The organism is Cyanobium sp. BA20m-14 (assembly GCF_024346295.1).
In genome coordinates this window covers 1-24,916 of sequence record NZ_JAGQCR010000015.1, presented here as the reverse complement: position 1 = coordinate 24,916, position 24,916 = coordinate 1, and the positions used below count along the sequence as shown (strand labels likewise).

At 65.1% G+C, this 24,916-nt stretch carries 30 protein-coding genes and 1 pseudogene; 12 read left to right on the top strand and 19 right to left on the bottom strand.

The genetic code is table 11. The annotated features are described in order from the left end of the window. Positions 1 to 509 (bottom strand): annotated as a pseudogene (locus tag KBZ07_RS02860) (ATP-dependent helicase); the annotation flags it as partial. A 124-nt stretch (positions 510 to 633) separates the two neighbouring features. Further along, on the bottom strand, positions 634 to 1,536 hold the full coding sequence (locus KBZ07_RS02855) for a hypothetical protein (protein WP_254930194.1): 903 nt from the start codon (positions 1,534 to 1,536) through the stop codon (positions 634 to 636). Between the two features lie 100 nt (positions 1,537 to 1,636). Here KBZ07_RS02855 and KBZ07_RS02850 point away from each other — a divergent pair, with 100 nt between their 5' ends. Further along, positions 1,637 to 2,374: an ATP-binding protein gene (locus KBZ07_RS02850; protein ID WP_254930193.1), complete on the top strand. Its 738-nt coding sequence runs from the start codon at positions 1,637 to 1,639 to the stop codon at positions 2,372 to 2,374. A gap of 202 nt (positions 2,375 to 2,576) precedes the next feature. Here KBZ07_RS02850 and istB read toward each other — a convergent pair whose 3' ends face one another. From istB to KBZ07_RS02825, 5 genes are all read right to left on the bottom strand, one after another. Beyond that, positions 2,577 to 3,344 (bottom strand): IS21-like element helper ATPase IstB, encoded by a 768-nt coding sequence (gene istB / locus KBZ07_RS02845; protein WP_315860134.1) that lies wholly within the window; start codon positions 3,342 to 3,344, stop codon positions 2,577 to 2,579. Continuing rightward, positions 3,259 to 4,818, bottom strand: coding sequence for an IS21 family transposase (istA, locus tag KBZ07_RS02840; protein ID WP_254930192.1), 1,560 nt, complete (start codon positions 4,816 to 4,818; stop codon positions 3,259 to 3,261). The genes istB and istA overlap by 86 nt, the downstream gene beginning before the upstream one ends. Positions 4,819 to 6,042: 1,224 nt before the next feature. After that, positions 6,043 to 6,195, bottom strand: a complete 153-nt coding sequence (locus tag KBZ07_RS02835; protein WP_254930191.1) for a hypothetical protein — start codon at positions 6,193 to 6,195, stop codon at positions 6,043 to 6,045. 170 nt (positions 6,196 to 6,365) lie between these two features. Continuing rightward, positions 6,366 to 6,620, bottom strand: coding sequence for a hypothetical protein (locus tag KBZ07_RS02830; RefSeq protein ID WP_254930190.1), 255 nt, complete (start codon positions 6,618 to 6,620; stop codon positions 6,366 to 6,368). Positions 6,621 to 6,664: 44 nt separating this feature from the next. Beyond that, the gene (locus KBZ07_RS02825; protein WP_254930189.1) at positions 6,665 to 6,928 is read right to left on the bottom strand and encodes a hypothetical protein; all 264 of its coding nucleotides are present in this window, start codon (positions 6,926 to 6,928) and stop codon (positions 6,665 to 6,667) included. A gap of 101 nt (positions 6,929 to 7,029) precedes the next feature. On the opposite strand from KBZ07_RS02825, the gene KBZ07_RS02820 reads away from it, so the two are divergent. Both KBZ07_RS02820 and KBZ07_RS02815 read left to right on the top strand, forming a co-directional pair. Next, entirely contained in the window at positions 7,030 to 7,443 is a 414-nt protein-coding gene (locus KBZ07_RS02820) for a DUF6554 family protein (protein WP_254930188.1), read from the top strand. A 28-nt stretch (positions 7,444 to 7,471) separates the two neighbouring features. Further along, entirely contained in the window at positions 7,472 to 7,831 is a 360-nt protein-coding gene (locus KBZ07_RS02815; RefSeq protein WP_254930187.1) for a hypothetical protein, read from the top strand. Between the two features lie 4 nt (positions 7,832 to 7,835). On the opposite strand, the gene KBZ07_RS02810 is transcribed toward KBZ07_RS02815, so the two are convergent. After that, entirely contained in the window at positions 7,836 to 9,404 is a 1,569-nt protein-coding gene (locus tag KBZ07_RS02810; RefSeq protein ID WP_254930186.1) for a DEAD/DEAH box helicase, read from the bottom strand. 74 nt (positions 9,405 to 9,478) lie between these two features. Here KBZ07_RS02810 and KBZ07_RS02805 point away from each other — a divergent pair, with 74 nt between their 5' ends. Then, positions 9,479 to 9,901 (top strand): HNH endonuclease, encoded by a 423-nt coding sequence (locus KBZ07_RS02805; RefSeq protein WP_254930185.1) that lies wholly within the window; start codon positions 9,479 to 9,481, stop codon positions 9,899 to 9,901. On the opposite strand, the gene KBZ07_RS02800 is transcribed toward KBZ07_RS02805, so the two are convergent. Continuing rightward, the gene (locus KBZ07_RS02800; RefSeq protein ID WP_254930184.1) at positions 9,847 to 10,008 is read right to left on the bottom strand and encodes a hypothetical protein; all 162 of its coding nucleotides are present in this window, start codon (positions 10,006 to 10,008) and stop codon (positions 9,847 to 9,849) included. The genes KBZ07_RS02805 and KBZ07_RS02800 overlap by 55 nt on opposite strands. A 101-nt stretch (positions 10,009 to 10,109) precedes the next feature. Here KBZ07_RS02800 and KBZ07_RS02795 point away from each other — a divergent pair, with 101 nt between their 5' ends. Beyond that, a complete protein-coding gene (locus tag KBZ07_RS02795; protein WP_254930183.1) occupies positions 10,110 to 11,045 on the top strand; it encodes an SDR family oxidoreductase in 936 nt (311 codons plus the stop codon). On the opposite strand, the gene KBZ07_RS02790 is transcribed toward KBZ07_RS02795, so the two are convergent. Next, positions 10,976 to 11,170 (bottom strand): hypothetical protein, encoded by a 195-nt coding sequence (locus tag KBZ07_RS02790; RefSeq protein ID WP_254930182.1) that lies wholly within the window; start codon positions 11,168 to 11,170, stop codon positions 10,976 to 10,978. The genes KBZ07_RS02795 and KBZ07_RS02790 overlap by 70 nt on opposite strands. Here KBZ07_RS02790 and pdxA point away from each other — a divergent pair. Next, a complete protein-coding gene (gene pdxA, locus KBZ07_RS02785; protein ID WP_254930181.1) occupies positions 11,154 to 12,179 on the top strand; it encodes a 4-hydroxythreonine-4-phosphate dehydrogenase PdxA in 1,026 nt (341 codons plus the stop codon). The two genes, KBZ07_RS02790 and pdxA, sit on opposite strands and share 17 nt — an antisense overlap. A gap of 44 nt (positions 12,180 to 12,223) precedes the next feature. Here the strand turns inward: pdxA and accB are convergent, their stop codons facing one another. Together accB and efp are read right to left on the bottom strand one after the other, a co-directional pair. Further along, on the bottom strand, positions 12,224 to 12,709 hold the full coding sequence (gene accB / locus KBZ07_RS02780; RefSeq protein ID WP_254930180.1) for an acetyl-CoA carboxylase biotin carboxyl carrier protein: 486 nt from the start codon (positions 12,707 to 12,709) through the stop codon (positions 12,224 to 12,226). Positions 12,710 to 12,714: 5 nt separating this feature from the next. Further along, positions 12,715 to 13,275, bottom strand: a complete 561-nt coding sequence (gene efp, locus KBZ07_RS02775; RefSeq protein ID WP_254930179.1) for an elongation factor P — start codon at positions 13,273 to 13,275, stop codon at positions 12,715 to 12,717. 97 nt (positions 13,276 to 13,372) lie between these two features. On the opposite strand from efp, the gene KBZ07_RS02770 reads away from it, so the two are divergent. Continuing rightward, positions 13,373 to 14,461, top strand: coding sequence for a peptidylprolyl isomerase (locus KBZ07_RS02770; protein WP_254930178.1), 1,089 nt, complete (start codon positions 13,373 to 13,375; stop codon positions 14,459 to 14,461). A 23-nt stretch (positions 14,462 to 14,484) separates the two neighbouring features. Here the strand turns inward: KBZ07_RS02770 and KBZ07_RS02765 are convergent, their stop codons facing one another. From KBZ07_RS02765 to gap, 3 genes are all read right to left on the bottom strand, one after another. Next, positions 14,485 to 14,766 carry a nucleotidyltransferase domain-containing protein gene (locus KBZ07_RS02765; RefSeq protein ID WP_254930177.1) on the bottom strand — a complete coding sequence of 94 codons (282 nt, stop codon included), beginning with the start codon at positions 14,764 to 14,766 and terminating at the stop codon, positions 14,485 to 14,487. Positions 14,767 to 14,779: 13 nt separating this feature from the next. Further along, positions 14,780 to 14,980, bottom strand: a complete 201-nt coding sequence (locus tag KBZ07_RS02760) for a nucleotidyltransferase substrate binding protein (protein WP_254930195.1) — start codon at positions 14,978 to 14,980, stop codon at positions 14,780 to 14,782. A 286-nt stretch (positions 14,981 to 15,266) separates the two neighbouring features. Beyond that, positions 15,267 to 16,289 carry a type I glyceraldehyde-3-phosphate dehydrogenase gene (gene gap / locus KBZ07_RS02755; RefSeq protein WP_254930176.1) on the bottom strand — a complete coding sequence of 341 codons (1,023 nt, stop codon included), beginning with the start codon at positions 16,287 to 16,289 and terminating at the stop codon, positions 15,267 to 15,269. Between the two features lie 191 nt (positions 16,290 to 16,480). Here gap and murC point away from each other — a divergent pair, with 191 nt between their 5' ends. The 3 genes from murC to KBZ07_RS02740 are packed head-to-tail and all read left to right on the top strand — an operon-like array spanning position 16,481 to position 19,220. Further along, a complete protein-coding gene (gene murC, locus KBZ07_RS02750; RefSeq protein WP_254930175.1) occupies positions 16,481 to 17,926 on the top strand; it encodes a UDP-N-acetylmuramate--L-alanine ligase in 1,446 nt (481 codons plus the stop codon). Positions 17,927 to 17,931: 5 nt separating this feature from the next. Then, on the top strand, positions 17,932 to 18,843 hold the full coding sequence (gene murB, locus KBZ07_RS02745) for a UDP-N-acetylmuramate dehydrogenase (RefSeq protein ID WP_254930174.1): 912 nt from the start codon (positions 17,932 to 17,934) through the stop codon (positions 18,841 to 18,843). A 35-nt stretch (positions 18,844 to 18,878) separates the two neighbouring features. Further along, complete coding sequence (locus KBZ07_RS02740; protein ID WP_254930173.1) at positions 18,879 to 19,220, top strand: YbaB/EbfC family nucleoid-associated protein; 342 nt, start codon at positions 18,879 to 18,881, stop codon at positions 19,218 to 19,220. Here KBZ07_RS02740 and rsgA read toward each other — a convergent pair. Genes rsgA through grpE form a run of 4 tightly spaced genes read right to left on the bottom strand, consistent with a single transcriptional unit; the run spans position 19,195 to position 22,385 of the window. Further along, complete coding sequence (gene rsgA / locus KBZ07_RS02735) at positions 19,195 to 20,319, bottom strand: ribosome small subunit-dependent GTPase A (protein ID WP_254930172.1); 1,125 nt, start codon at positions 20,317 to 20,319, stop codon at positions 19,195 to 19,197. The two genes, KBZ07_RS02740 and rsgA, sit on opposite strands and share 26 nt — an antisense overlap. Then, the gene (locus KBZ07_RS02730; RefSeq protein WP_197152702.1) at positions 20,309 to 20,569 is read right to left on the bottom strand and encodes a sulfurtransferase TusA family protein; all 261 of its coding nucleotides are present in this window, start codon (positions 20,567 to 20,569) and stop codon (positions 20,309 to 20,311) included. Before KBZ07_RS02730 ends, rsgA begins: the two co-directional genes overlap by 11 nt. Beyond that, positions 20,566 to 21,684: a molecular chaperone DnaJ gene (dnaJ, locus tag KBZ07_RS02725; RefSeq protein WP_254930171.1), complete on the bottom strand. Its 1,119-nt coding sequence runs from the start codon at positions 21,682 to 21,684 to the stop codon at positions 20,566 to 20,568. The genes KBZ07_RS02730 and dnaJ overlap by 4 nt, the downstream gene beginning before the upstream one ends. After that, on the bottom strand, positions 21,684 to 22,385 hold the full coding sequence (gene grpE / locus KBZ07_RS02720; RefSeq protein WP_254930170.1) for a nucleotide exchange factor GrpE: 702 nt from the start codon (positions 22,383 to 22,385) through the stop codon (positions 21,684 to 21,686). Before grpE ends, dnaJ begins: the two co-directional genes overlap by 1 nt. An 88-nt stretch (positions 22,386 to 22,473) precedes the next feature. Between grpE and KBZ07_RS02715 the strand changes: the two genes are divergently transcribed. Together KBZ07_RS02715 and KBZ07_RS02710 are read left to right on the top strand one after the other, a co-directional pair. Then, complete coding sequence (locus KBZ07_RS02715) at positions 22,474 to 23,952, top strand: GspE/PulE family protein (RefSeq protein ID WP_254930169.1); 1,479 nt, start codon at positions 22,474 to 22,476, stop codon at positions 23,950 to 23,952. Between the two features lie 7 nt (positions 23,953 to 23,959). Further along, positions 23,960 to 24,916 (top strand): type IV pilus twitching motility protein PilT (locus tag KBZ07_RS02710; protein ID WP_254930168.1); only part of this gene is annotated, 957 nt, incomplete at its 3' end.

Here is a 24,916-nt window from a genome sequence, read left to right as displayed (position 1 = left end):
TGCACCAGCATGCTTTTGCTGGTAACAACCAGGATCCGCTTGCCACGCCCGCGGCGAATCATTTCGCTGCAGAGGATGCCGCACTCAAGGGTTTTGCCCAGGCCCACCGCATCAGCGATTAGCAGCCGTGCCCGCGGCATCGCCAGGGCTTTGGCTGCTGGCTGCAGCTGGTAAGGAAGCGCATCCATAGCTGCCATATGCCCCACTGCCAGTGCGGCATCGGTGGGCACGGTGCGGCGCAGATGCGCCTCAAGGAAAAGCAGGCTGTCGCGGTACTGCGGTGAGGGGTCGGCCACCAGGGCCGTTTCCTCTGGCTGCAGCACCTTGAAGCTGCCGGCCGCCTGTTCCACCGCCACCAAAAAGCGGGCTTCTTTCTCGCGCAGAAAAGGAGACACCCCCACCACATCCACCACCTGCTGGCCGTCAGAGCTGCGGCCCAAGCTGCGTACCAGCCACTCAGCACTACGGCACTCGATGCGTGCTCCGGGGGCGAGGACGGCTTCTGGCATCAGGGAGCGGCGAAAAACCAGAATTGTGTGCCGTGGATACAGCTCGCTATCACCACAGTCTGCGCTGTTTTGCTGCAAATGCCAGTCAACTCGTTACCTCCGAAACGCTTATCAGCACTGGCATTTAATGCAGATCCTGCATGGCTCGTGCCTTGCTGACCCGCACCCTCAGCTGCCGCAGACAAAGCCGTGCTGCCTTGCTGTGCGCCGCACTGCGGGGCAGCAGCAGCCATAGCTGCTCGATCATCGGTGGCTGCGCTGCCAGCGGCGCCAGACCATTGGCCTTGAGCCAGCCAGCCCCAAGCAAGTCAGCGCAGACCGGCATCGCTAGCTCACGGTCGCGGGCCCGCTTGAGCCAGCCAGCGGCTTCCTGGCAGGCCTCTGGTTGCTGCTCCACCCCAAGGCCGTGCCACTCCAAGGCCTGATGCAGCAGCGGCAATGCACTGCGGCGCGGCAGCAACACCCGCTTAGTGGTGGGCGTCCTTGCCACCAGCTGCAAGGCCAGCTGACCCAGGGGCATGGCGGTTAGCCCCTCCCATTTGGGCGCCTTTCCTGGGAGTACCTGCTGCTCCAGGCAGAAGGAGCTAACGATTGCGCCATCGAGTAGGCCATGACTCACCAGCTCAGCCCAGTGCTCAGCGCTGCGAAAGCGGGGCGGCACCAGCTGCACGCCCGACATCCCGTGCAAGAGGCTTTGGTGCAGCAGGTCTGTACCCAGCCGGATCAGGCCAGCCATCAGCCGGTGCTCCCGGTAGGCCAGCCGCAGATACCCCAGGCAGGCGTTCTGGCCGTGGCGGCAAACGGGTGCCCCCCGGCGCGGCAGCAACTGGAACTGCTGCTGCATCAACTGCAGGCTGCGGCACACCGTCGATTGGTGCAGCGCCAGGGCCGCCCCTGCTTTTGCCTGGGAGCCAGCCAGCTCAAGGAAGTCAAGGATGTGTAGGTCCTGCAGGGGTGTGGGCGGGGCGTATGAGTTCTCAGCTCGCCGTGGCGCGGAGAGGGCGCTGCTGCTGCAGGAGTGGGCCAAGGGAGGCAGACCGTGTTGCTGAATGCAGCGTCAACGCTCCGGAGGCTGGCGATGCCCTTTTTCGTGCGAAAGAGTGGAAGCCCCTGTTGCCTCTGCCGCGATGGCCCCGTTGCGCTGCCACCTGCTGATCGGCCAGCCCGCCAGCGGCAAAACCACCCTCGCCAAGGCCCTGGCGCCCCTGCTCACTGGCCCCGGTGAACCGCCGGCGCTGGTGCTCTCCACCGATGTAATCCGCGCTGAGGTATTTGGTGATACAGCAGTGCAGGGCCCCTGGGGCGATATCCAGCAGCGGCTGCATCAGCGCATTCAAGAGGCCGTGGCTGCGGGCATTCCGGTGATTGTTGATGCCACCCATGCCCGCCGCCCCTGGCGCCTGGCGATCACCCAGGCATTGCCGCTGCCTGCGCCAGTGGAGTGGATCGGCTGGTGGCTCTACACCGACCTGCCTACCTCGCTGGAATGGAACAGCCGGCGCCAGCGAGCCGTGCCGGTGCCAGTGATTCAGGAGATGGCCGCTGCTCTTGCTGATCCCCATTTCGGGCCATGCCGAGCGGAGGGGTTTGCGGCGATCTGCGCTGTGGTGCCTACCCATCACGGCGAGCTGACGCCGGTGCTGCAGGCCGAACTGGCCGGGCTGGATAGGTGCATCCGCTCAGCCACCAACCGTGAGCGCAAGCTGCAACGCCACGGTTACTCGCGGCTGCTCGATCTCGAGCGACTACTGCATCTGATCAAGCTGCTGAGCACCTGGCCCGACCTGGACGCAACTGATCCGGCCAGCGCCGAGTGTCCCGTGTCAATCAGGTTGATGGGTGGCGTCAATCTGGTTGACCGGTAGCAGAGTTTGTTTTGGGCTCTGCTGATTCCTGAGATTGCAGTTGGGATCGTGATCGTGACCAGGGCTGTCGCGTCGCGTCAATCAAGTTGTAGTTCCGGCGTCAATCTCAAGGCTGGTGGCGCAGTTTTCGTGTCGCCGCCTTGTTTCTTCTTGGCTGCAGCGTTGGTGTCGTTGATCGTGACGGCCCTGACGTCCGCGTCAATTACGTAGGTGGGTCTATCTGATCGCTGGAAACCCTTGCAGCTGCTGCTTTTTGCCTGTAGCTCTCGCCTTTGATGCCAACGATGTGACAGTGGTGCACCAGCCGGTCCACCGCTGCCACGGTCATCGATCCACTCGGGAAGATCTCGTCCCACTCCCGGAACGGCTGGTTGGAGGTCACCAGCAGGGATTTGCGCTCGTAGCGGTGGCAGATCAGCTCAAACAGCACCGAGGTCTCCAGCTCGCTGCGGCGCACGTAGCTGATGTCGTCGATCACCAGCAGGGCGTAGCGATCCAACTTCTGGATAAGGGCCGGCAACTCAAAGCTGGCCTTGGCCTTCTGCAGCAGCTGCACCAGGGCCGTGGCGGAGAAGAAGCGGCAGGCCTGGTCCTGCTCGATCATTGCCATCGTGATGGCAATGGCCAGGTGGGTTTTGCCAACGCCGCTGGGGCCAAACAACAGCAGGTTCTCGGCCTGCAGCAGCCAGTTGTGGCTGCGGGAAAGCACCTGCAGCTCCTGCCAGTGCTTGGGCTCGAGATGCTGGTGATCAAAACCATCAAGACCCTTCTGCCAAGGGAGATGGGCATCCCGCAGCAGCCGTTGGCGTCGGGCGATCAGGCGGTGGTCGACCTCCTGCTCGCACAAGGCGTAGAGAAACTGACCCGGGCTCCAGCCCTCGGCCTCAGCCTGCTGGGAGAGCGGTTGCCAGTGGCTGCGAAAGCGGGCGAGTTTCAGCTGCTTGAGCAGCAGCGGCAGGGCCGCTTCCACCGCAGCTGAGCGGGGCACCGGGGAGGAGGTGGTCATAGGAGGCCAGTAGGTGTTGGGAAATAACGGGATCGGAGAAGGCACTGCGGCGCGGCGGTACCCGGAAGCGCTGCTGCAAGCCAGACAGGGACAGGGTTTTGCGGTTCTGCGCCTGCTGCAGGAAAGTGAGGACCAGCTCAAAGGACGCCACCCGCACCGCCACATACAGGGCCTCGGCCATGAGCCGGGCCGCGCCATCGCGGTCACCGCCAGCCAGGAGCTGCTGCCAGAAGTTCCACCAGCGCTGATCAGGGAAGAGTTGACGCTGGTAGCGGCAATGGAGCAGGGCCCTGGGCTTGGCGCGCAGGCCATCGATCAGGTGCTCCAGATCGATGCACCAGGCCCTCGGGCCATGGCTGCCGCTGCCATAGGCGCGAGGCAACTGGCAAACCCAGTCGCTGCCCAGATACACGATCAGCCGGTCATGGTGCAGCCGCACCGCCACCTGACGGCCAATCAGGCTCGGCGGCACCGAATAGATCACCTGCCGCACCTCGATCGTGCTGGTGCTCCGCACCCGCACCGTGAGCAGCTCGTAGTCGGCAAAGCGAAAAGCGGGCAGTGGTGCCAACCGTTCGAGTTCCTGCTCGTGGCGCCGCTGGCGCGGGGCATTGAGGGCACTGAACACCTCGGCCAGCAGTTCGCTGTATTCGGCGGGTTCCTCGAAATCACAGCTGCCGCGCAGGATCAGCTTCTGCTCCAGCCGCCGTTTGACATGGCCATGGGGTGCCTCGACGATGCCGTTCTCATGGGCCACGCCGCGGTTGTTGCGGCTGGGGGAAAGGCCGTAGTGGCTGCAAAGCGCCTGGTAGCGAGGGGTGATGTCGAGGGCGTAGCTGCCATCGCGGTTGCGGCTGGCAGCTGAGAGCCGATCGGTGCGCAGCTCTTTGGGCACACCGCCGCAGGCGGCCAGGGCGTTCTGCAGCCCTTCTGAGAGGGCGACAAAGCTCTCGCCGCCATGGATCACCTGCCCATAAGCCCAGCCGCTCCAGGCCAGCCGGTAGTGAAACAGCAGGTGCTCAAACGGTTCGCCCCGCAGGGTGATCTCCACCCGCTTGACCTTGGTGAAATCGCAGAAGCCGATCTCGCCGGGTTGATACGCCAGCGGGAACATCACCTCAGGCGCCGGGCCATGCAACGCCTTCCAATGCTGCACCCGCCGCTGCAGAGTGCGTTTGAGTGAACTCCAGTCCTGATCTGGTTTTTGCTCCTGCAGGTGTTCCAGCAGGGTGGTCGGCGTCAGGGCCGGATGGCGTTCCAGCAGCGGGAGTAGCAGCGGATCCCAGACCTCGGCCAACGGGTCTGGACGCCGCCGTCCACGGGGTTTAGCGGCTTTGGGTTGCAGGCGGCCTGAATCAATCCGGTGAGCACTGCTCACCGAAATGCCCGCCGCAGCGGCAGCCACCTCCTGGCGGCTGCCGGCTCGTCGTTTGGACATGTACAGCGCAATCTGTTGAACGTTGAGAGGAGCAGGCATGGCCCGGTGCCCTGCGCATGGCAACCGGATTCAGCTGAACCCCTCCAGAGCGGTCAACCTGTTTGGCGCGACCCCTCAACCAGATTGTCGTCGGACAATTGCGCTCAATGCAGTTCAAGGGGCCAGCCTGATTTACCAGTGCCAGACCTTTCTGCTCGGTGGGGCACCACCGGACACCTCCCAGCATCTCCCCAACTCCTTCTTCTACCGCCCTACGGTGATGACTTGGAGCGCGATTGCGGGAACGCAGACGTAATCCAAGGAGAACACCCCACAGGCGGCAAAACCGGCAGATTCGAGCGGCTTGCAGCTGGATTTGCCAGGCTGCACACCTTGGCCAGCAATTTTCAAAGAAACGCCGAGGTGGAGTGACCAGAATTAATCACCTATCCAGACTGCCTGCGTGACGGCCTATTGCCGGCGTCTTCCCTAAAAGCTGGTGGGCTGGGCTGTGTCAGGAGGGCTGGCTAGTCTTGGAGCGAAGGCACACACGCCGGCGCAGACGACGAGTGAAGCCGAAGGCAGCTCCTAGGCCAAGCAGGGGTAGTGGGCCGGAAACGTTTGCGAGGCTCCCACTGGAACTGGCATTGACTTGGACTGAAATGGTGTCACTTATGTAGGAGGGGTTACCTGGGTCCAGCAGCGTCCAAGGGCCCAGGGCTCCGGAAGCAGGCATACCCAAGGATGCGAGTGTTATACCGCTGAAGGTGGAGGTGGAGCTGCTGTTAATGGTAGTACCTGAAACGTATGAGGGATCAATTCCGAATACTCAACCGCGATATGATAAGCCCAACCCTATGCCGCTGTTGCTTGATGAGGAAACGGTAGTTGACACCATGCCCGCGCCAAGGGTTATCGGCCCAGTGATCCCATAAGCGTTAACATTGGAACTTAGACCGGTAAAATACGTTGTCAAGGGCTAACATCCCAGTACAGCTGAAAGTATATAAAGAACTCGACGGCAAGTTCAACGATCCAGCTCCCTCAACAACCAGATTGCCGCCCGACTCATAGAAATTGAAAATCAGCACGGCCTGGGCTGGCGTAGCTAGGGCCCAAGGCAAAGGAGTTGCGGAGTCCTGAGTTCTGTACGGGCTGTACAAAATCCTGACAGTGGCGTTTGGACTATCCAGCTCCTGCAAACCCACCTGCATGTGGCGCGCGGCCCGCCCCTTGATTTCTGGCTCAGGCCCGCGGCCTGATCAATTGCAGCACCTGGGGATTGGTCGCCGCCATCCGGCGTTCCCCATCCAATGCAGCGAGAATCAGGCGGGCTGCTGCAGCCACATCTCCCCGTTCGGCAGCTAGCTGGGCTTGGCTGGTGTTGGTATGGATCAAATTGGTGAGCTGATCCCGTCGCCCGTCTAACTCGGAGGCCCCAGCTCTGGCTGCTGGCTTCGGGGCCGAAGCAGTTTGTTCTGGGGCCGCAATTGGCACTTGGCTAGAAAAGATCGCTGTCATCTCAACCATATGGAACTGAAGGAATGGGGGCCATCGAGGCCCCCCGCTCAGGTGCCCGGCTCTTCGAGATTGCCCCCCAAGGCCGCTATCTGATCGCGCAGGGTTTGGGACCTCTGCAGATCTCCCCGGGTGAGGGCAACTGCCAGGGCAAACTCCAACTTCTCTAGCTGGTGATCGCCCTCGCCGCTGTTGGAGGGGAAAGAGTTACGGGAAGGGGAAGCAGCGGACACCCCGCCAATTTGGGGGCAACGGTTGGCTGAGCCGTGCTGCAAACCGGAATGGGACTGCGTGGGATAGGCCATGGCCGCTTTCTTACCATTCTGCCACCGGTGACCAGCCCCCGCGCTCAGGCCGCCGCTGCCAGCGGAGCGGATTGCTCGTCCGGATCCTCCTGCATCTCAAGCAGGGCCCGGCAGTCGAGCACCAATCTCTCCACATTGGCGAGGCTGGCGATCTCCTGGGGATCGGAATCCAGCCGCCGATCCAGCTGCAGTTCCAGACCGGCCAAACGCTGCTCCAGCTTCACCAGGCGCTGGGAAAGGGCATGGACGGTGTGGGCCAGATCCTCGGCGTTGCGGCTGATGCGGAAGGAAACCGACTCGGGGGCCATCGCTAGACGAGCAGTGATGCCGATAACAGCACAGAAACCGGGCCTGGCCAAGGCCAGCTGAATCGATACGGTGGGCCCTATCCGTTGACACCTCCCTAGCCATGGCCCCGAGCCTCCCTTTGCCGCCATCGCCGCGACTGCGCCAGGGCATGCTGCGGATCGCCCTGGTTGCCACGGCATGCCTACCACTAGCGAGCCTGCCCAGCCAGGCCCAAACGCCAGAGAGCACTCCCAGCGCGGGCGGGAAGGGGGCACAGATCTATTGCTTCATGCGCAACAACGGCAACAGCCACCAGGTGAGCTGGGATGCGGCCTATGCCGTCATCAAGCGCCAGAGCGACAAGCTGTTTAAAACCTCTCCGGAACACGCTGCGGTGATGATCACCGAAGCCGTCGTCCAGAACCCCAGTGTCTATCCAGACTGCGGCCGCTATCTCGGTGACCTGTTCTCAAAACCTGAAGCCAAACCAGAGGCGGGCAGCAGCAGTGCCGCCAATAAGAAAGTCAGTCCATAGATCTCCCCATGGCTGGCTGCCGGGTTCCGTGGCGACCGCTGGGGCCCTGCTCACCGGGGCCCTGCTCATGCTGCTGGCAGGTTGCTCAGAGGAGCCGCTGCCGGGCCAGCAACTGCGCAGCCATGAATGCCTCCAAAACATAACGCTGGACAAGTTGCCCGAACACATCAGCCACTGCGATGCCGTAGTGGCGGCCTTCCCGGCCAACCCCAGCCCGCTCAACGACCGCTATCTGCTCCACAGCCTGGCCGGCAATGAGGCTGCCGCGTGCGCCGACATAGCCAAGGCCTCCTCCCTAGCCCGGCAGATCCCGGCAAACAGCCTGGATCCCCAACTACGCAACGATCTGAAGCTGCGTCAGGAGCTCTGCCGCCGAGGCAAATCCTGAGCCATCACCAGCGAGCCAGCAGATCCCGCACCATGGCCGGCAGGTTGCGGCGCTCCAAAAGCAGGGCGATCCTCTCGGCCTTGCTGGCGATCAGCCCATCGACCAACTGATCGGCCACCCCCAGTTGCAGCCAGTGGCAGGTGAGACAGGCGCCCATGCCGATGCGGTGGCAGCGGTCTTCCGCCTGTTCCACATCGCCCGGGGTCCAGGGCCGCTCAACCAGCACCACATGGCGGGCCCGATGCAGGGTGAACCCCAGCCCGCCGGTGCCATAGGTGGCAATCAGCAGGGGTTGCTCGCCCCGCTGAAAAGCATCCACCTGCCCCTGGCGCTGCGCCGGGGGCAGGGCCCCGGTGAGCAGGCAACTGGCGGCAAAACTGCGATGCAATAACTGGGCAGTGGCCACAAAGGCGGTGAACACCACCACCGCCTCGCCCTGGCTGAGCAGCCCCGCCACCAGCTCCCTGGTGGCGGGCAATTTGTAGTCGGAGCCGATCTGCCGCAGGGCCGTCAGCACCGCCAACACCTCCCCATCCCGGCGCACCTCGCCGCGGGCCGCCCGGCGGCGGTAATCGTCAACCTTGCTCTGGAGGCGGTGCTGAAAACCGCGGGCCTGGGCGCCAGCGAGCTCCACGGGCCACAACTGCCGCCGCTTGGGGGGCAGGTCGAGACAATCCTGCTTGCGGCGATGCAGCACCAGGGGCCGCACCAGCCGCTGCAGCTCCTCCAAATGGCTGGCCCCACTGGCCTGCCAAAGCCGCCGCCCCGCCTGCTCACGCCAGTGGCCCTGGCAGAAGTACTCCTCAAAGGCCCGTTGGTCCCGGGCCAGGGGATGGCCGATGGCGGCCAGGAGCGGGAACAACTGGGCCGGGCGACCATTTTTCATCGGCGTGCCCGTGAGCAGCCAGATGGCCCTGAGCCGGGGATGGCGGGCCAGCCGCAACAGGCCCTGGCTGCGCCGGGTCTGGCCGTTCTGGGCGAAATGGGCCTCATCGGCGATCAACACGGTGCCGGCCGGCGGCAGGGACGGGGGCAGCCGGGCCCAGCTGTGCAGCTCGAGCTGCAGGCCCAGGGCAGCCGCTTCGCTCTGCCAGTGGCCATGCAGGCCGACAGGGGCAATCACCAGGATACGGCAATCGGCCAGCCGCACCAGGGCCCTGGCGGCGACCAGGGCGGTGAGGGTCTTGCCCAGCCCCATGGCGTCGGCCAGCACCGCGCCGCGCCGCGCCAGCAGCCAGCGCACCGCGGCTCGTTGGTGGGCAAACAGACAGCGCCCATCCAGCAAGGGCTCACCCAGCTGGGCCGCCGCCACCAGCTGTCGGTGGGGTGGCAGGGGCGGCAGGGGTTGCTCCATCCAGGCCAGCCAACGGGCCAGCTCGGGCTCCAGCGGGAAGCGACCCGCCAGGGCCTGCCGCAGCGCCGCTGCAGCCTCCAGGGGAAAACACCAGCAGCGCCGCCGCCCCGACCAGGAGCCCCGGGGCCGAATCGCCCGCAACTGGGCCTGGGTAACCGCGTCGTAGGGGCTGACCACCTCGATCTGACCCGTCGCTCCCAGGCGCAACAGGCAACGCATCCGCTGAAGTGCAATCCTCGACACATTGACACCCCAGGCGATGAAGGCACACTTCCGCCAACTGGGGCGCTCTGATGCAGGCCAGGGATGGGGTTTTCTTAGAAGATCTATGTCCCAAGTTGCGCGTCAGACGCTGGCGCCAATCCCTTCACCTCGTCACCGATCAACGTTGCGTCTACTGCGGCGAACCCTCTGAATCGATTGACCACGTCCATCCCCAGAGCCGGGGGGGCCTGAGCGTCACCGAAAACTGCGTACCTGCCTGCCTGTCCTGCAACGGCCACAAGGGTGATGCCAACGCCTTTGAGTGGTATCGCCGCCAACCCTTCTACGACCCCCGGCGGGCGATGGCGATCCGGGCCTGGTGCGATGGCGATCTGCGCCTGGCCTTGCGCCTGCTGCAGTGGGTCCATCCAGGCGGAGCCCTGGAGGAAGCGGAAGCTCACCAGACCCGGCAGGCCTCCACGCCGTTGTGGCGCTGGCAGATGGCCTCCTGAACCTGGGGGCGCTCAGGGGCGACCAGCACGGCCAGCAGCAACAGCAGCACGGCCAGGCCCCCGGCCCCCTGCCCCCCGTGGGCGGAAAGATGCCTGGCGGATTTCAATGGCCTGGAACGGCCTGTTTCGGGCCTGGTGGAGAGTGGTGAAGAGAGTGGTGCTGGGACCGCCATCGCCATAGCTGCGGAGAACTGATACAGGTGTACTCATGAACGGGCCGCTTGTCAAGTCGGGGCGCCAGCTGCTGGTCATCGGCGCTGGCTACACCGGCCTGCGCCTGGCCCGCGCTGCCCGCCAGCGGGGCCTGGCGGTGCGGCTCACCAGCCGCCGGCCCAGGCAGGGGGAGGGTGCAGACCAAGACCTGGGCTGGCTGCAGTTCGACAGCGCCAGCGAACCTGCCCTGGTGCCCGCCGCCGAAGCCCTTGCCGGCATCACGGACGTGCTGGTGAGCGTGCCTCCCGCCCAGGGCAGGGCCGAGCCGAGCCTGGAGCTGCTGGGCCCGCTCCTGCGGCAGCTCCCCCTGCAGTGGCTGGGCTACCTCTCCACCACCGGCGTCTATGGCGACACCGGTGGGGCCTGGGTGGATGAAACTGCCCCCCCCGCCCCCCGGGCCGGCCGCAGCCAGGCCCGCCTGGCTGCCGAACAGGCCTGGCTGGCCAGCGGCTTACCCGTAGAGATCTTCCGCTTGCCGGCGATCTACGGGCCAGGCCGCTCCCCCTTTGCGTCCCTGCGGGCCGGCAAGAGCCGCTTGATCCACAAGCCCGGCCAGGTGTTCTCCCGGGTACATGTGGACGACGTCGTTGGCTGCCTGCTGCACTGCCTGGCCCTGCCCAGCGGGCGACGTCCAACCGTGCTCAACCTGACCGATGACTGTCCCTGCCCATCGAGTGAAACCCTTGGCTACGCAGCCCACCTGCTGGGGCTCAAACTGCCATTGGTGGAGCAGTACGCCGCCATTGAGGCCAGCATGGGTGCCATGGCCCGCAGCTTCTGGTCTGAAAACCGGCGGGCCAGCAACCAGCTGCTGCGCACCACCCTTGGCTATGACCTGCGGTACCCCAGCTATCGGGAGGGCTATAGGGCCTGCCTGGCAGAGGAGCTGGCCGGTGGACAGTCCTTGAGATCGGCCGGATCGGCCACGTAGGGCAGGCCCAGGTCGCCGAGCAGGCGCCCCCAGCGCAGCTCGATCCAGCCCTTATTAATTCCCGTTGCCAAGCCCAGCACCAGACCCCCCAGCAACAACCAGCGCAGCATGGGTTCCTCCACCACCAGCCAGTCCCCATCCAACTCCAACCCGCCGCGCCTGGCCATCGCCCTGGGGGATCCGGCCGGCATCGGCGCCGAAGTGACACTCAAGGCCCTGGCGAGCCCCCAATGGCGCCATGAAAGCCCCCTCCTGGTGGGCTGTCGCCGTTGGCTGGAAGAGAGCTACGAGCAGCTGCGCCACCAACCCGGCCCGCCCCTGCGGGACCCCGCCGAGCTGGAGGTGCTCGACCTGCCCCTGGCCGCCCCCTGCCAGGTAGGCGTCAGCAGCCCGGCCTGCGGTGAGTCGAGCTTCGCCTGGCTCACCGCCGCCTGGGAACAGGTGCGGAGCGGCCGCTGCCAGGCCCTGGTCACCGCCCCGATTGCCAAGGCCAGCTGGCATGCTGCCGGCCACCCCTACCCCGGCCAAACCGAGCGACTGGCCGAACTGGCCGGCGTGGTGGAGGCGTCGATGCTGTTCACGGCCCTAGCTCCCGCAGGCCACTGGCGCCTGAACACCCTGCTGGCCACAACCCACATCCCCCTCGCCGCCGTGCCTCGCCAACTCAATGGGGAGCTGGTGCGGCGCAAGCTGGATCGGCTGCTGGCCTTCTGCCAACGATTCGCCCCGGCCCCCCACCTGGTGGTGGCTGGGCTCAATCCCCATGCGGGCGAGGCGGGCCAGCTGGGCCAGGAGGAGGTCTGCTGGCTGGAGGCGGCGCTAGACACCTGGCGCCAGCAGCATCCGCAGGTGCGCCTGGAGGGCCCCCTGCCTCCGGATAGCTGCTGGCTGAGCGCGGCGGCGGCCTGGGCCGGCGGGGAGCGGGGCCCCGATGGCTACCTGGCCCTGTATCACGACCAGGGGTTGATCCCGGTCAAATTGCTGGCCTTCGATGCCGCCGTAAACACCACCCTCGGCCTGCCCTTCCTGAGAACCTCACCAGATCACGGCACCGGGTTTGGCATCGCCGGCCAGGGGCGGGCGCGGGCCACCAGCATGGCTGCAGCCCTGCTGACTGCCAGGGATCTGGGCTAAGGATTTCAGGCTAGGAATCTGGGCTGGGAATGTGGATTGGCCTATCAGGCAGGCCGAACCCGCATCAGCACCTGGCCGAATTCCACCGGCGTGCCGTTTTCCACCAAAATCTCCACCACTTCCCCGGCCACCTCGGCTTCAAGCTCGTTCATCAACTTCATCGCCTCGAGGATGCACACCACCTGGCCGACCCTGATGCGGGAGCCCACCTCGACGAAGGCCCCCTCACCAGGAGCCGATGAACGGTAGAAGGTGGCCACCATCGGGGCCGTGACCTCATGCAGATCGCTGCGGCTGCCAACGGCGGCAGGGGGCGGCGCCGAGGGGGTGACCGGCAGGGGGGCGGCCGCAGGCATCGGGATGGCCTGGGGGGGAGCCGCAGCGGGCTGGAACACCGCCGCCGGAGCCGCAGCTGGCAGGTTGCGCCGCACCTCGAGCCGAAAGTCGTCCCCTTCGAGCTTCAACTCCTGGATGTCGCTGTCTCCCAGGAGAGTCAGCAACTTTTGAAGCTGGTCGTGGCTTAGCTGCATGGCGCTCAGTTCTCCCGCCCGAGGTAGCTGTCGGTGCGCGTATCAATCTTGATCTTCTCGCCGATCGAGAGGAACAGGGGCACCATCACCTGGGCACCGGTTTCAACGATGGCGGGCTTGGTGCCGCCGGTGGCGGTGTCGCCCTTGACGCCGGGATCGGTCTGGGTGATTTCCAGCACCACCGAGTTGGGCAACTCCACTTCCAGGGGCTTGCCGTTCCAGGCCACCACGTTCACCTCCATGCCCTCCTTGAGGTACTTGCGACTCTCGCCGATCTGCTTGGCGGTGAGGCGGGTCTCCTCGTAGCTGCCCATGTCCATGAAAACGAAGTCATCGCCCTCCATGTAGGTGTGCTGGAGGGTGCTCTTTTCAAGCACGGCCTGGGGCAGCATCTCGCCGGCCCGGAAGGTCTTCTCCACCAGGCTGCCGCTCTGCACAGCCTTCAGCTTGGTGCGCACGAAGGCCGAGCCCTTGCCCGGCTTGACGTGCAGGAACTCAACGACCCTCCAGACCTGGCCATCCAGCTCAATTGAAGTGCCAGTTCGAAAGTCATTGCTGGAGATCATTCCGGCAGTTCAGAACGGGTGGATTGTACGTGGGGCGCCCAGAGCCATTCCGCTGCTAGGCGCCTATGCCAGAGTCCGCTCAGTCAGGGGCGTCTCGATGGCCAGGAGATCGTTGCAAACCGGCTCCGGGTACGGGCTGAAGCTCCTGGCGGCCTTCCTGGGGGCGCTGCTATTTGCCCCCGTCGCCTGGGCGGCCCTGCCCCAGGGCAACGCCGTGAAGGATCCCGAGGCGATCCTGCGCAACTCCCTGCCGATCGACGCGCCCCAGCTGCAGGATCTGCAGCACCGGCTGGAATCCACCAGCGACGACCTGCGGGCCAAGCGCTGGAAACCCCTGGCGGGATCGGTGACCCGCAGCCAGGCGCTGCTGACGACCCAACGGGACGCCATCCTTAAGCGCTTCGACTCCGAGGATCAGGCCACGGCCGCCGAACTGCTCGACCGGCTCGAGCAGCAACTGCGCGAGGTGGCCACGGCCGCCGAAGCCCAGGATCGGGATGCCTTCCTGGCAACCCGTCGGGCCGCCCTGGCGACCATCGGCAGCGCCGAGGCCCGGTTAGTGGGGCCCTTCCCATTCTTAATCCCAGCTGAGTTCGACGCCCTACCGAGGCTGCTGGGCCGGGCCACCGTGGCCATCAGCACCAGCAAGGGCGACCTTATCGCCGTGATCGACGGTTACAACGCCCCGCTCACGGGCGGCGCATTCGTGGATCTGGTGCAGCGCAAGTTCTATGACGGCCTTCCCTTCACCCGGGCCGAAGACTTCTACATACTCCAGAGCGGCGATCCAAAGGGCGAGGCCATGGGCTATGTGGATCCGAAGAGCGGCGTGGAACGGCACGTGCCGCTGGAGATCCGCATCACCGATGATGCCGAGCCGATCTACAACCAGACCTTCGAGGACGTCGGCCGTTACAAGGCGGAACCGGTGCTGCCCTTCGCCACCTACGGCACCCTGGGCTGGGCCCACTCCGACGAGAACCTCGACGACGGATCGTCCCAGTTCTTCTTCTTCCTGTATGAGCCGGAGCTCACCCCCGCCGGCCTCAACCTGGTGGATGGACGCAACGCGGTGTTCGGCTATGTGGTGGAAGGGATGGACGTGCTCGAGGAGCTCAGTGTCGACGACCGAATCGTTTCAGCCCGGGTGATCGAAGGCGCAGACAACCTCCAGCCCCACGCCTGAGCGACGAGGGCGACAGCCCTGCTTCAGGGGGCGTAGGAGTTTCCAGGCACCACCAGCCGCCGCCCCACCCGCGCCACGTGCTGCCGCAAGGGTTCGGGCAGCTCGTGCAACAGCGAGAGGTCGATGCTCCAGGGCAGCAGCAGGTCATCGAGAGCCCCCATCAGCAGAGGCGGTCGTCGTGGCGCAGGCCCGGCACTCATGGCACGGGAGCCGTAGAGCCACACCTCATGCACGGCGAGCTCGGCGCTCAACACCGCCAGCAGCCGGGCCGAGGCCTCCGGCGGCAGGCCGGGGATCACAGCCATGGCAGCGGGAGGCTCAGCCATCCCCTTCCTCGCCGGCGGCGGTGCTGCGGTTGTAGGTGTGGCTGGTGAGATTGCGGTCCTGAACCATCGCCAGCCAGCCCTCGCCATCGTCCATCAGCCCCATCCGGAAGGCCAGGCGCAGCGTGTCGCGCGAGCCGATCAGGCCGGCGTTGCCCTGCGTCAGCAGCAGATCCCTCAGCGTGTTCCAGCCCAGCTCAGAACGGTATTCAAACGCCTTGATCAGGCCCTGACGCTCCCGCTCATTGAGCGCGGGGGCTCGAAGAAGGTCTCCAGCCGATCGAGGGCCAGGCTGTCGATTGCCAAGCCATTGGCCGGCGTGGCCTTAATCACCCCTCGCAAGGAGCTGGATGGTCTGCGATGGATCCGGCTCCCTTGTGAGCCAGCATCTCGAGAAGCAGCTATGGAAACGGCAAACAAATCAATCCGCAGCAAAAAGCCGCCCCGAAGGACGGCCCGCACAGATCAAATTGGGCCTGATCTCACTGCCACTTCTGGGCCACGATCTCGGCCAGATCGACCACCCGCTGGCTATAGCCCCACTCGTTGTCGTACCAGGCGATAACCTTCAACATGTTGCCGCCCATGACCAGGGTGAGCTCGGAGTCGATGATCGCCGATTCATCGGTGCCGGCATGGTCGCTGGACACCAGGGGCAAGTCGCAGTACTTGATGATGCCCTTCATGCCATTTTCTGATGAGGCCTTGAGCAAGGCGTTTACCTCCTCCTTGGTGGTGTCGCGGCTGATATCGAGCACCATGTCAACCACCGACACATTCGGGGTGGGCACGCGCATGGCGATGCCGCTCAGCTTGCCCTTCATCGGCGGATAGACCAACGCCACCGCCTGGGCAGCCCCAGTGCTGGTGGGCACGATGTTGACCGCCGCGGCCCGTGCACGGCGCAGATCGCGGTGGGCTGCATCGAGAATGCGCTGGTCACCGGTGTAGCTGTGGGTGGTGGTCATCGTGCCCTTGACGATGCCGAACTCCTGATCCAGCACCTTGATCACCGGAGCCATGCAGTTGGTGGTGCAGCTGGCGTTGCTGAGGATGTCCCAGTCTTCGTGGCGGTATTGGTCGGCGTTAACTCCAACCACGAAGGTGCCGACTTTTGCCCCCTTTCCGGGTGCGGTGAGAATCACCTTTTTGGCACCGGCTTCGAAGTGCTTACTGGCGCCGACATCGTCGTTGAAGACGCCGGTGGACTCAATCACCAAATCCACACCCCACTCCTTCCAGGGAAGGTTGGCGGGGTTGCGGTCATAGAAGACCTTGATCTCCTTGCCGTTGACGAAGATGGCGTTGTCGGTGGTGGTGACATCGACGCCCCGCAGGGGGCCCAGCATCGTGTCGTACTTGAGCAGGTGGGCATTGGTGGTGGTGTCACCGGAGCCGTTGAGACCCACCAGCTCGATGCCGGTGTTGGCCCCGCGGCTCAGCCAGCAGCGCAGGAAATTACGACCGATTCGCCCAAATCCATTGATCGCAACGCGCAGGGTCATGGGCCGAATACGGCAAAAGCCGCTAGCTAAGGTGGTTTTGGCTGCAGATCATACAGAAATTAAGTCGCCGAACCCTCTTGCCGAAGGGAATCCGGCCATGGACCATGGCCAAACGCGCAGCAACTCGTAAAGGTCGAGAAGCTGGTGCCCGTTTAATTTCTTGCCCACCGGACCCTGATCAGGATCTGACCTTGCCGCCGCTGCTCGATCGCCACCAACCACTGCACTTCATCGGAGTTGGTGGCATCGGCATGTCTGCCCTGGCAGGGATCCTGGCGGAGCGGGGCTATGCGGTGAGCGGTTCCGATCCCCGCGACCACGCAGTGTTGGACCGGCTGCGCCGGCTGGGGGTGCGGGTCTTTCTGGAACAGAGCGCCACCACCGTGGCGGCAATCCGCAGCGGCACCTCCGTCTCCCCCCTGGTGGTGATCAGCTCAGCGGTGCCGGAAACCAACCCGGAACTGGCTGAGGCGCGCCGGATGGGTCTGGCCATCTGCCATCGCTCCGATGTGCTGGCCGCCCTGATCAACAGCCAGCCCTCAATCGCCGTGGCGGGCAGCCACGGCAAAACCACTACCAGCAGCCTGATCGCCACCTTGCTGGCGGCCACCAACCACGACCCCACCGCCGTGATCGGGGGCATCGTGCCGGCCTTCGGCAGCAATGGCCGCCATGGCAAAGGCCCCCTGCTGGTCGCTGAGGCCGATGAATCCGATGGCTCCCTGGTGAAATTCAAGCCCTCCCTCGCCGTCCTCACCAACGTTGAGCTGGATCACACCGACCACTACCCCAACCTCGAAGCCCTGATCACCACCCTGCAGAGGTTTGCCGGCAAAGCCGAGCGGCTGCTTGCCAACCGGGATTGCCCCACCCTGCGGGATCAATTCCAGCCAAGCCACTGGTGGTCGATCGAATCGCCCGAGGGGGTTTCCTTTGCCGCCATCGCCCGGGAGCAGCGCGGTGACGGCACCCTCGCCGACTTCTACGAAGACGGCGAGGTGGTGGGATCGTTTGAGCTGCCCCTGGCCGGCCGCCACAACCTCAGTAACGCGGTTGCGGCGATGGCCGCCTGCCGGCTCGAGGGGGTGTCGTTTGCCGAACTCGCCCAGGCGATGACCGCCCTACAGACCCCTGGGAGGCGTTTCGATTTTCGCGGCATCTGGGAGGGGCGGCTGGTGGTCGACGACTACGCCCACCACCCCAGCGAGGTGGCCGCCACCCTGGCCATGGCACGCCTGATGGTAGACAGCGGCCGCAGCCCCTTGCCGGTGCCCCCCCGGCGCCTAGTGGCGGTGTTTCAGCCCCATCGCTACAGCCGCACCGCCCAGTTTCTAGATGGCTTTGCTGCGGCCCTGGTCGAGGCCGATTCGGTGCTGATCGCCCCCCTCTACGCCGCCGGGGAAGCGCCGATCCAGGGCATCAACAGCGCCGCAATAGCCACGGCCCTGCTCCAGCTGGATCCGGGCAAGCCCGTGCTCGTAGCCGCCAATCTCGAGGAACTGGCGGCCCAGGTCGTGATTGCCAGCCGGGAGGGTGACCTGGTGCTGGCCATGGGCGCCGGGGATGTCAATGGCCTCTGGGACCAGCTCTGCCAGCGCCCACCAGCGGCTGGCAGCGACGCTCCCCTGGCCGCCTGAGCACGATGGCCCCGGCTCCCAGCTGGCCCCTCGCTCTACGCCAAGGGGTCGCGCTGGCCAACTTCACCAGCTGGAAAGTGGGGGGGGCTGCCGAATGGCTCGCCGAACCAGGCAACCAAGCGGAGCTGGTCGCGCTGGCGGCCTGGGCCCAGGCCCAGGCCATGCCCCTGCGGTGCATTGGGGCAGGCTCAAATCTGCTGATCGCCGATGCCGGGCTGGCGGGCCTCACTCTCTGTAACCGCCGCCTGCAGGGCAGCAGCCTCGATGCCAGCACCGGCCTGGTGGAGGCCAAGGCCGGCGAGCCGATCCCCACCCTGGCCCGCAAGGCGGCCCGCCTGGGCCTCAGCGGCCTGGAGTGGGCCGTGGGCATCCCAGGCACCGTGGGCGGGGCCGTGGTGATGAATGCGGGCGCCCAGGGGGGCTGCACGGCCGAGTGGCTGAAGTCGGTGCGCCTGGTGGATCCCACCAGGCCCGAAGCTCCTTTTGATCTGCCTGCCGAATCCCTCGAATTTGCCTACCGCCACAGCCGCCTCCAGGCGGAGGCCTGGATCGTGCTCTCGGCTCGCTTCCAGTTGGAGGCCGGCCACGACCCCGCCGCAATCACGGCCCGCACCAGTGCCAACCTGCACAGCCGCACCAGCACCCAGCCCTACCAGCAACCCAGTTGCGGCAGCGTATTTCGCAATCCAGAACCCCACAAGGCCGGCCAGCTGATCGAGGCCTTGGGGCTCAAGGGACTGCAGATCGGCCAGGCCCAGGTGTCGCCGATCCATGCCAATTTCATCGTCAACACGGGCCAGGCCACGGCCGCCGACATCAGCGCCCTGATCGAGGAGGTGCAGCGCCGGGTGATGACAGGCCGCGGGATTGCACTCCACCCCGAGGTGAAGCGACTGGGCTTCGGGCCAGGGGGCTGAAGGGCCTCTAGCCTGCGCAAAGCAACTCCCTGGGCATGGCTGGCTTCGGACTCCCCAACTTCGGTCAGCTCACCGAAGCCTTCAAGAAAGCCCAGGAACTCCAGCAGAACGCCCAGAAGCTGCAGGAGGAGCTCGACGCCATGGAGCTGGAGGGCCGCAGCTCCGACGGCCGGGCAAGCGTGTGGCTCTCCGGCAACCAGCAACCCCTGCGGGTGCAACTGGCCCCGGAGCTGCTGGCAGAAGGGGCCGCCGCCAGCGAGTCGGCCGTGCTGGAGGCCCTGCAATCGGCCTATGAGCTCTCTACCGGCACCATGAAGGGCCGCATGGAGGAGCTGACCGGCGGACTCAATCTCAATCTGCCAGGCCTGGGGGGCTGAACTCGGACTGGCTTTCGCGCTCCGAATCGCCTTCGGAATCGCGCTCCAAATCACCTTCAGATTCGCCATCCGCTTGCCCCAAGGACTCCCCGTCCAGCACCTGCTGGCGCTGGAGCCGCCGGGATGGCTGGCGCAGGTGGCTGGCCAGCCCAGAGCCCCCAGAGCGCTCCAATCGCTCTGGGGGCCGACCTGCCTGCCGACCGCTCTGGCCAGCAAGATCCCCCAGGCACTGGCTGTAAAGCGGGTAGCGCTCCCAGTCGACCCCGACTGCACAACCTGGATCGCCCAGGTGCAGGCAGTTCTTAAAACGACAACATCCTGCCTCCAGACGCCTGCGTATTTCAGGGAAGAGGGGGCCCAAATCGATGGCCTCGCCAGGCAGCTCTGGCCGGTTAAAGCCAGGTGTGTCTGCCATCAGGGCGCCTGGAGCCAACTGGAAAAGCTCCACGTGGCGGGTGGTGTGGCGCCCCCGCTGCAGCCGCCCCGACACCGCCGCCACCCTCAGGCCCAGCTCCGGGCAGAGGGCGTTGAGCACGCTGCTCTTGCCGACGCCGGAGGGGCCGCACAACACGGCAATGCCCGGCTCGCGCAGCCGCTGGCTGAGCCGCTCCAGCCCCTGGCCGGTCTGGATCGACAGCGCCAAGGCCTCGTAGCCCCAGGCGCCAGCCCGCCGGCACCAGTCAGCGGCGACCGCTGGGGACACCAAATCGGCCTTGGAAAACACCAACAGCACCGGCCGGCCCGTGGCCTCGGCCGTCAGCAGGAAGCGGGTGAGCTGCAGGGGGTCAAGCTCGGGCTCGGCCAGGGCAACCACCACCACCACTCGGGCCACGTTGGCCACAGCCGGCCGCTCCAGCAGGCCGTCGCGGGGCTCCAGAGCCGCCACGGCCCCCCGGCCCGCCGGCCAGTCGATACCCTCCAGCCAGACGTGATCCCCCACGGCGATGGTCTGACCGCTCTTGCCAAGCCGGGTGCGTCGGGTGCAGAGCAGGCGGGTGGTCCCGCTGGAGCCGGGCTGGTCCAACTCCACCCAGCAGTAGTTGGCGAGCAGGGAAACCACCAGCCCGCTCAGGCGCAGGGGTTTTGGCTCAACCGCCATGGCACAGCACCAGCAGGCGCACCGCGCCCTCCTGGTGGGGGTGGACCCGGCATTCAACCCTGTGGCCGGCGCTGATCAGGCCTTCGCTCACCAGCTGCTGGGGCTCTCCCCCATCGAGATCAACCCAGAGAAGCTCTCCGGAGCCAAGCCGTTCGAGGGCCAATTTGGTGCGGATGAAATTGAGCGGGCAGGGGGTACCGCGCAGGTCGAGCTGGGCCGCCGGAGCCGATGGGTCGGGGCCGGCTGTCAACCGAATAGGCCTCCGAACAGACCACTCTTGTGGGGATGCCTCTGGCCCTTGCTGGTGTGGTGACCGGCCAGCTGTTCGAGCAACTGCCGCTCCTCCCCATTGAGCTTGGTGGGCAGCTGCACCTTGACGCTGAACAGGTGGTTGCCTCGGGCCACCGGATTACCGAGCTTGGGAACCCCCTTGCCCTGCAGGGTGATCACGGCTCCGGGCTGGGTGCCGGCGGGAATTTCCAACTGCTCATGACCATCGACCGTAACCACCTCGATGGTGTCGCCCAGGATTGCCTGGAGGTAGTTCAGCGTCACCTCCGAATGGATGTGGATGCCATCGCGGCGCAGGCCCGGAGCCGACTGAACGGTCAGAAACACATAGAGATCGCCGCTGGGGCCGCCCCGCTGGCCAGCATTGCCCTCGTTGGCCACCCGCAGCCGGGTGCCCGAATCCACGCCGGCGGGGATGTTGATCCGCAGCTTTTTACGCACCTGCTGCAGCCCCTGGCCGCCGCAGGCATTGCAGGGGTCGGCAATTACCTGGCCGCTGCCCTCACAGGTGGGACAGGCCGCCACCTGGGTGAAGTTACCGAAGGGCGTGCGGGTAGCCCGGCGCACCTGGCCAGAGCCGCCGCAGGTTCCGCAGGTGGTGGGGCCACTGCCCTGCTTGGCACCGGTGCCCTTGCAGGTGTCGCAGGTTTCGAGATGGCGGATCTGCACCTCCTTCTCGATGCCAAACACCGCTTCCTGGAAGCTGATGGTGAAATCCAGGCGCAGGTCGTCCCCCTGGTTGGGCCCTCGCCGCCGGGGGCCCTGGCCAGGAGCCGCCCCGCCAAAACCACTGAAAAAGGTCTCAAACAAGTCGGCAAACCCACCCATGTCGCCCATGTCGGGCATACCGCCGCCGCCGCCCAGGCCCGCCTCGCCGAACTGGTCGTAGCGGCCCCGGGTCTGGGGATCGCTGAGCACCTCGTAGGCCCGACCGATCTCCTTGAACCTGTCCTCGGCACCAGGGTCCTTGTTGACGTCAGGGTGGTACTGGCGCGCCAGCCGCCTGTAGGCCCGTTTGAGAGTGTCGGGATCGGCATCACGAGCAACGCCAAGCAGGTCGTAGTAATCGGCCATCAGCCGTTGTGCTCCTCAGGCGCGCCTGGGCCAGCTGGGGCGCCCTCGCCGGAATCGGCCGGGCCGGGCCCCATGGAAACCTTTACCAGGGCATGGCGCAGCACCCTGCCGTTGAGGTGGTAACCGCGCTGCAACTCCTCAATCACCACATCCTCGGGGTGGGCGTCGCTGGGCTCCCGCAGCACCGCCTCATGGAGGCTGGGATCAAAGGGCTCCCCTTCGACCCGCATCGGCGACACACCCAGCTGTTTGAACACGTCCACTAGCTGCTTGTAGAGACCCTGGTAGCTGCGATGCAGGGTCTGGGCTTCCTCATGCTGGGGATTGAGCTGCTGGCGAGCCCGATCGAAGTTGTCGACCACCGGCAGGATTTCACCGAGGGTGGAGCAGGTGATCTGGAGGCGCAGGTCGTCGCTGTCGCGACTCTGGCGCTTGCGGAAATTGTCAAAATCGGCGGCCAATCTCATGTATTGGCCACTGAGGGCCTCATGCTCGGCCTTTAAGGAAGCCAGTTTCTCCTCCAGCTCAGAAGCCGGATTTTCCCCGGCGGAGGCGGCAGGGTGGTCTGCACCGGCTCCAGGATTGCTATCAGCCGGCATCGAAGCGGGCATGGGGCTTTCTCCTGGCAGGGAGCTGTCACCTGGCAGGGAGCTGTCGCCGCTCATGGAGGGGTCGCCGCTCATAGAGGTGTCACCGTTCATGGCTGACAAGATCAGACTTTAGTTTTAGACATGTTGAAGCTCCAGGCCCACCTCCCACAAGCGGCGGAAGCCCGCACCTCCTGACGCCATGAGCTCCACACCGTCGCGTCCAGGCCAATTGCTGCCCCCCAGTTCGCCACCTGCTGCGACCCGATCCCTGACCCAGGAGCTGGGGATCGCCAGCTCGGGCCCGGGCCAGCTCCAGGAGATTGCTGAGATTGAAGATCTGGAGACCAGCGCCGCCGCGGGGGCCAGCGGCACGGCCTCGCCAATCATCAGCCTGGTGGACCGAATCCTGATCGAAGCCCTCACCTCCGGGGCGAGTGACATCCACGTTGAACCCCAGGAAAACACCCTGGAGGTGCGCTTCCGCCTCGACGGCGTGCTGCAAAAGCAGTTTGAAGACCTGCCCAAAAGCCTCACTCCGGCGGTCACCTCCCGCATCAAGATCATGGCTGAGCTCGACATAGCCGAGCGTCGCCTGCCCCAGGACGGCCGCATCCGGCGCATGTTCAGGGGTCGGAAAATGGATTTCCGCGTCAGCACCCTGCCGGGGCGCAACGGCGAGAAGATCTGCCTGCGCCTGCTGGACAGCGGGGCCACCCAATTGGGCCTGGACACCCTGATAACCGATGGGGAGGCCCGCCAGACCCTGCGGGAGATGGGCTCCAAGCCCTACGGCATGCTGCTGGTCACCGGGCCAACTGGATCTGGCAAATCCACGACCCTCTACGCACTGCTGGCCGAGCGCAACGATCCGGGGATAAATATCTCCACGGTTGAAGATCCAATCGAATACACCCTGCCTGGCATCACCCAAACCCAGGTCAACCGCGATAAGGGCTTTGACTTCAGTACGGCCCTGCGCGCCTTCATGCGTCAGGACCCGGACGTGCTGCTCGTTGGCGAGACCCGCGACCTGGAAACGGCAAAAACAGCTATCGAGGCGGCCCTCACAGGCCACCTGGTGATGACAACCCTGCACTGCAACGATGCGGCCAGCGCCATCGCACGCCTCAGTGAGATGGGCGTCGAACCCTTCATGGTGAGTGCTTCCCTGCTCGGAATCGTCTCCCAGCGCCTGGTGCGCCGGGTATGCCCAGCCTGTCGAATCAGCTATGAACCCAGCCCCGAGGAACTGGCCAGATTTGGCTTAATGGGAAGCAACGAGACCCATGTCACCTTCTACAAAGCAAACACCCAAGGCCGCAGCGATCACAACCGCTGCAGCAGCTGCAACGGCGCCGGCTACAAAGGCCGCGTCGGTGTGTACGAGATTCTGCGCATGACCGACGGGCTTGCGGCTGCGGTGGCCAAACATGAAAGCACCGATGTGCTGAGGCGAATGGCCATAGAAAACGGCATGAAAACCCTGCTGGGCTATGGACTCCAGCTGGTGCGCGATGGCCACACAACCCTGGGCGAAGTTGAACGCATGTTGTTGACCGATTCCGGCCTGGAGTCAGAGCGGCGGGCGCGATCATTGAGCACCCTTACCTGCACAAGTTGCGGCGCTGGCCTGCACGATGAGTGGCTCGAATGCCCCTACTGTCTGACTACTCGCTGACCTACCCATGGCCGTAATGATCGAAGAGCTAATGGGCCAACTGGTTGCCGATGGGGGCAGCGATCTGCACATCAGCGCCGGCCAGCCGCCCTATGGAAGGTTCAATGGCCAACTCAGGCCCATGCAGGCTGAAATCCTAGAAGAAGAAGCCTGCAACAGGCTTATCTTTTCGTTGCTGAACAACTCACAGCGAAAACAACTGGAACAAACCTGGGAGCTCGATTGCGCCTATGGCCTCAAAGGCCTAGCCCGCTTCAGGGTCAACGTCTATCGACAGCGGGGCAGCTATGCCGCCTGCCTGAGGGCCCTGGCCAATAAGGTGCCATCGCTCGAGAGCCTGGGGCTTCCGCCGATCGTTGAGGAAATGAGCCACACGCCAAAGGGGCTGATCCTGGTGACAGGCCCCACGGGCTCGGGCAAAACTACCACCCTGGCCGCCATCCTGGAGCACATTAATCAAACACGTGCCGAGCATATTCTCACCATTGAAGACCCCATCGAATTCACCTATAAGCCAGCTAAAAGTATAATCCACCAACGCCAGGTAAACGACGATACCCGCAGCTTTTCAAATGCACTGAGGGCAGCCCTTCGCGAGGATCCAGATGTGATTTTGGTAGGGGAACTGCGTGACCTCGAAACCATCCAGCTGGCCATCACAGCCGCCGAAACTGGTCACCTCGTCTTCGCAACCCTGCACACCAGCTCGGCCGCCCAAACCGTCGACCGGATGGTTGATGTATTTCCAGCCAGCCAACAAACCCAGATCCGGGTGCAACTGAGCACCAGCCTGGTGGCGGTCTTTGCCCAAACCCTTTGCAAACGCCAGCACCAGGGCCCTGGCGAGAACGGCCGGGTACTGGCCCAGGAGATCATGATCAACACCCCGGCAACGGCAAACCTGATCAGGGAAGCAAAAACGGCCCAGCTTTATTCCCAGATCCAAACAGGGGGCCAACTGTCT

What these genes read in the sequence shown, in the direction of transcription:
- pdxA (WP_254930181.1), top strand. Translation starts at nt 11,154, where the DNA reads ATGGGTTCCTCCACCACCAGCCAGTCCCCATCCAACTCCAACCCGCCG.
- KBZ07_RS02830 (WP_254930190.1), bottom strand. Translation starts at nt 6,620, where the DNA reads ATGGCCTATCCCACGCAGTCCCATTCCGGTTTGCAGCACGGCTCAGCC.
- KBZ07_RS02810 (WP_254930186.1), bottom strand. Translation starts at nt 9,404, where the DNA reads ATGCGTTGCCTGTTGCGCCTGGGAGCGACGGGTCAGATCGAGGTGGTC.
- grpE (WP_254930170.1), bottom strand. Translation starts at nt 22,385, where the DNA reads ATGAACGGTGACACCTCTATGAGCGGCGACCCCTCCATGAGCGGCGAC.
- gap (WP_254930176.1), bottom strand. Translation starts at nt 16,289, where the DNA reads ATGACCCTGCGCGTTGCGATCAATGGATTTGGGCGAATCGGTCGTAAT.
- accB (WP_254930180.1), bottom strand. Translation starts at nt 12,709, where the DNA reads ATGCAGCTAAGCCACGACCAGCTTCAAAAGTTGCTGACTCTCCTGGGA.
- KBZ07_RS02740 (WP_254930173.1), top strand. Translation starts at nt 18,879, where the DNA reads ATGGCTGGCTTCGGACTCCCCAACTTCGGTCAGCTCACCGAAGCCTTC.
- istA (WP_254930192.1), bottom strand. Translation starts at nt 4,818, where the DNA reads ATGTCCAAACGACGAGCCGGCAGCCGCCAGGAGGTGGCTGCCGCTGCG.
- KBZ07_RS02795 (WP_254930183.1), top strand. Translation starts at nt 10,110, where the DNA reads ATGAACGGGCCGCTTGTCAAGTCGGGGCGCCAGCTGCTGGTCATCGGC.
- murB (WP_254930174.1), top strand. Translation starts at nt 17,932, where the DNA reads ATGGCCCCGGCTCCCAGCTGGCCCCTCGCTCTACGCCAAGGGGTCGCG.
- efp (WP_254930179.1), bottom strand. Translation starts at nt 13,275, where the DNA reads ATGATCTCCAGCAATGACTTTCGAACTGGCACTTCAATTGAGCTGGAT.
- KBZ07_RS02770 (WP_254930178.1), top strand. Translation starts at nt 13,373, where the DNA reads ATGGCCAGGAGATCGTTGCAAACCGGCTCCGGGTACGGGCTGAAGCTC.
- KBZ07_RS02820 (WP_254930188.1), top strand. Translation starts at nt 7,030, where the DNA reads ATGGCCCCGAGCCTCCCTTTGCCGCCATCGCCGCGACTGCGCCAGGGC.
- rsgA (WP_254930172.1), bottom strand. Translation starts at nt 20,319, where the DNA reads ATGGCGGTTGAGCCAAAACCCCTGCGCCTGAGCGGGCTGGTGGTTTCC.
- KBZ07_RS02850 (WP_254930193.1), top strand. Translation starts at nt 1,637, where the DNA reads ATGGCCCCGTTGCGCTGCCACCTGCTGATCGGCCAGCCCGCCAGCGGC.
- KBZ07_RS02765 (WP_254930177.1), bottom strand. Translation starts at nt 14,766, where the DNA reads ATGGCTGTGATCCCCGGCCTGCCGCCGGAGGCCTCGGCCCGGCTGCTG.
- dnaJ (WP_254930171.1), bottom strand. Translation starts at nt 21,684, where the DNA reads ATGGCCGATTACTACGACCTGCTTGGCGTTGCTCGTGATGCCGATCCC.
- KBZ07_RS02805 (WP_254930185.1), top strand. Translation starts at nt 9,479, where the DNA reads ATGCAGGCCAGGGATGGGGTTTTCTTAGAAGATCTATGTCCCAAGTTG.
- KBZ07_RS02825 (WP_254930189.1), bottom strand. Translation starts at nt 6,928, where the DNA reads ATGGCCCCCGAGTCGGTTTCCTTCCGCATCAGCCGCAACGCCGAGGAT.
- KBZ07_RS02715 (WP_254930169.1), top strand. Translation starts at nt 22,474, where the DNA reads ATGAGCTCCACACCGTCGCGTCCAGGCCAATTGCTGCCCCCCAGTTCG.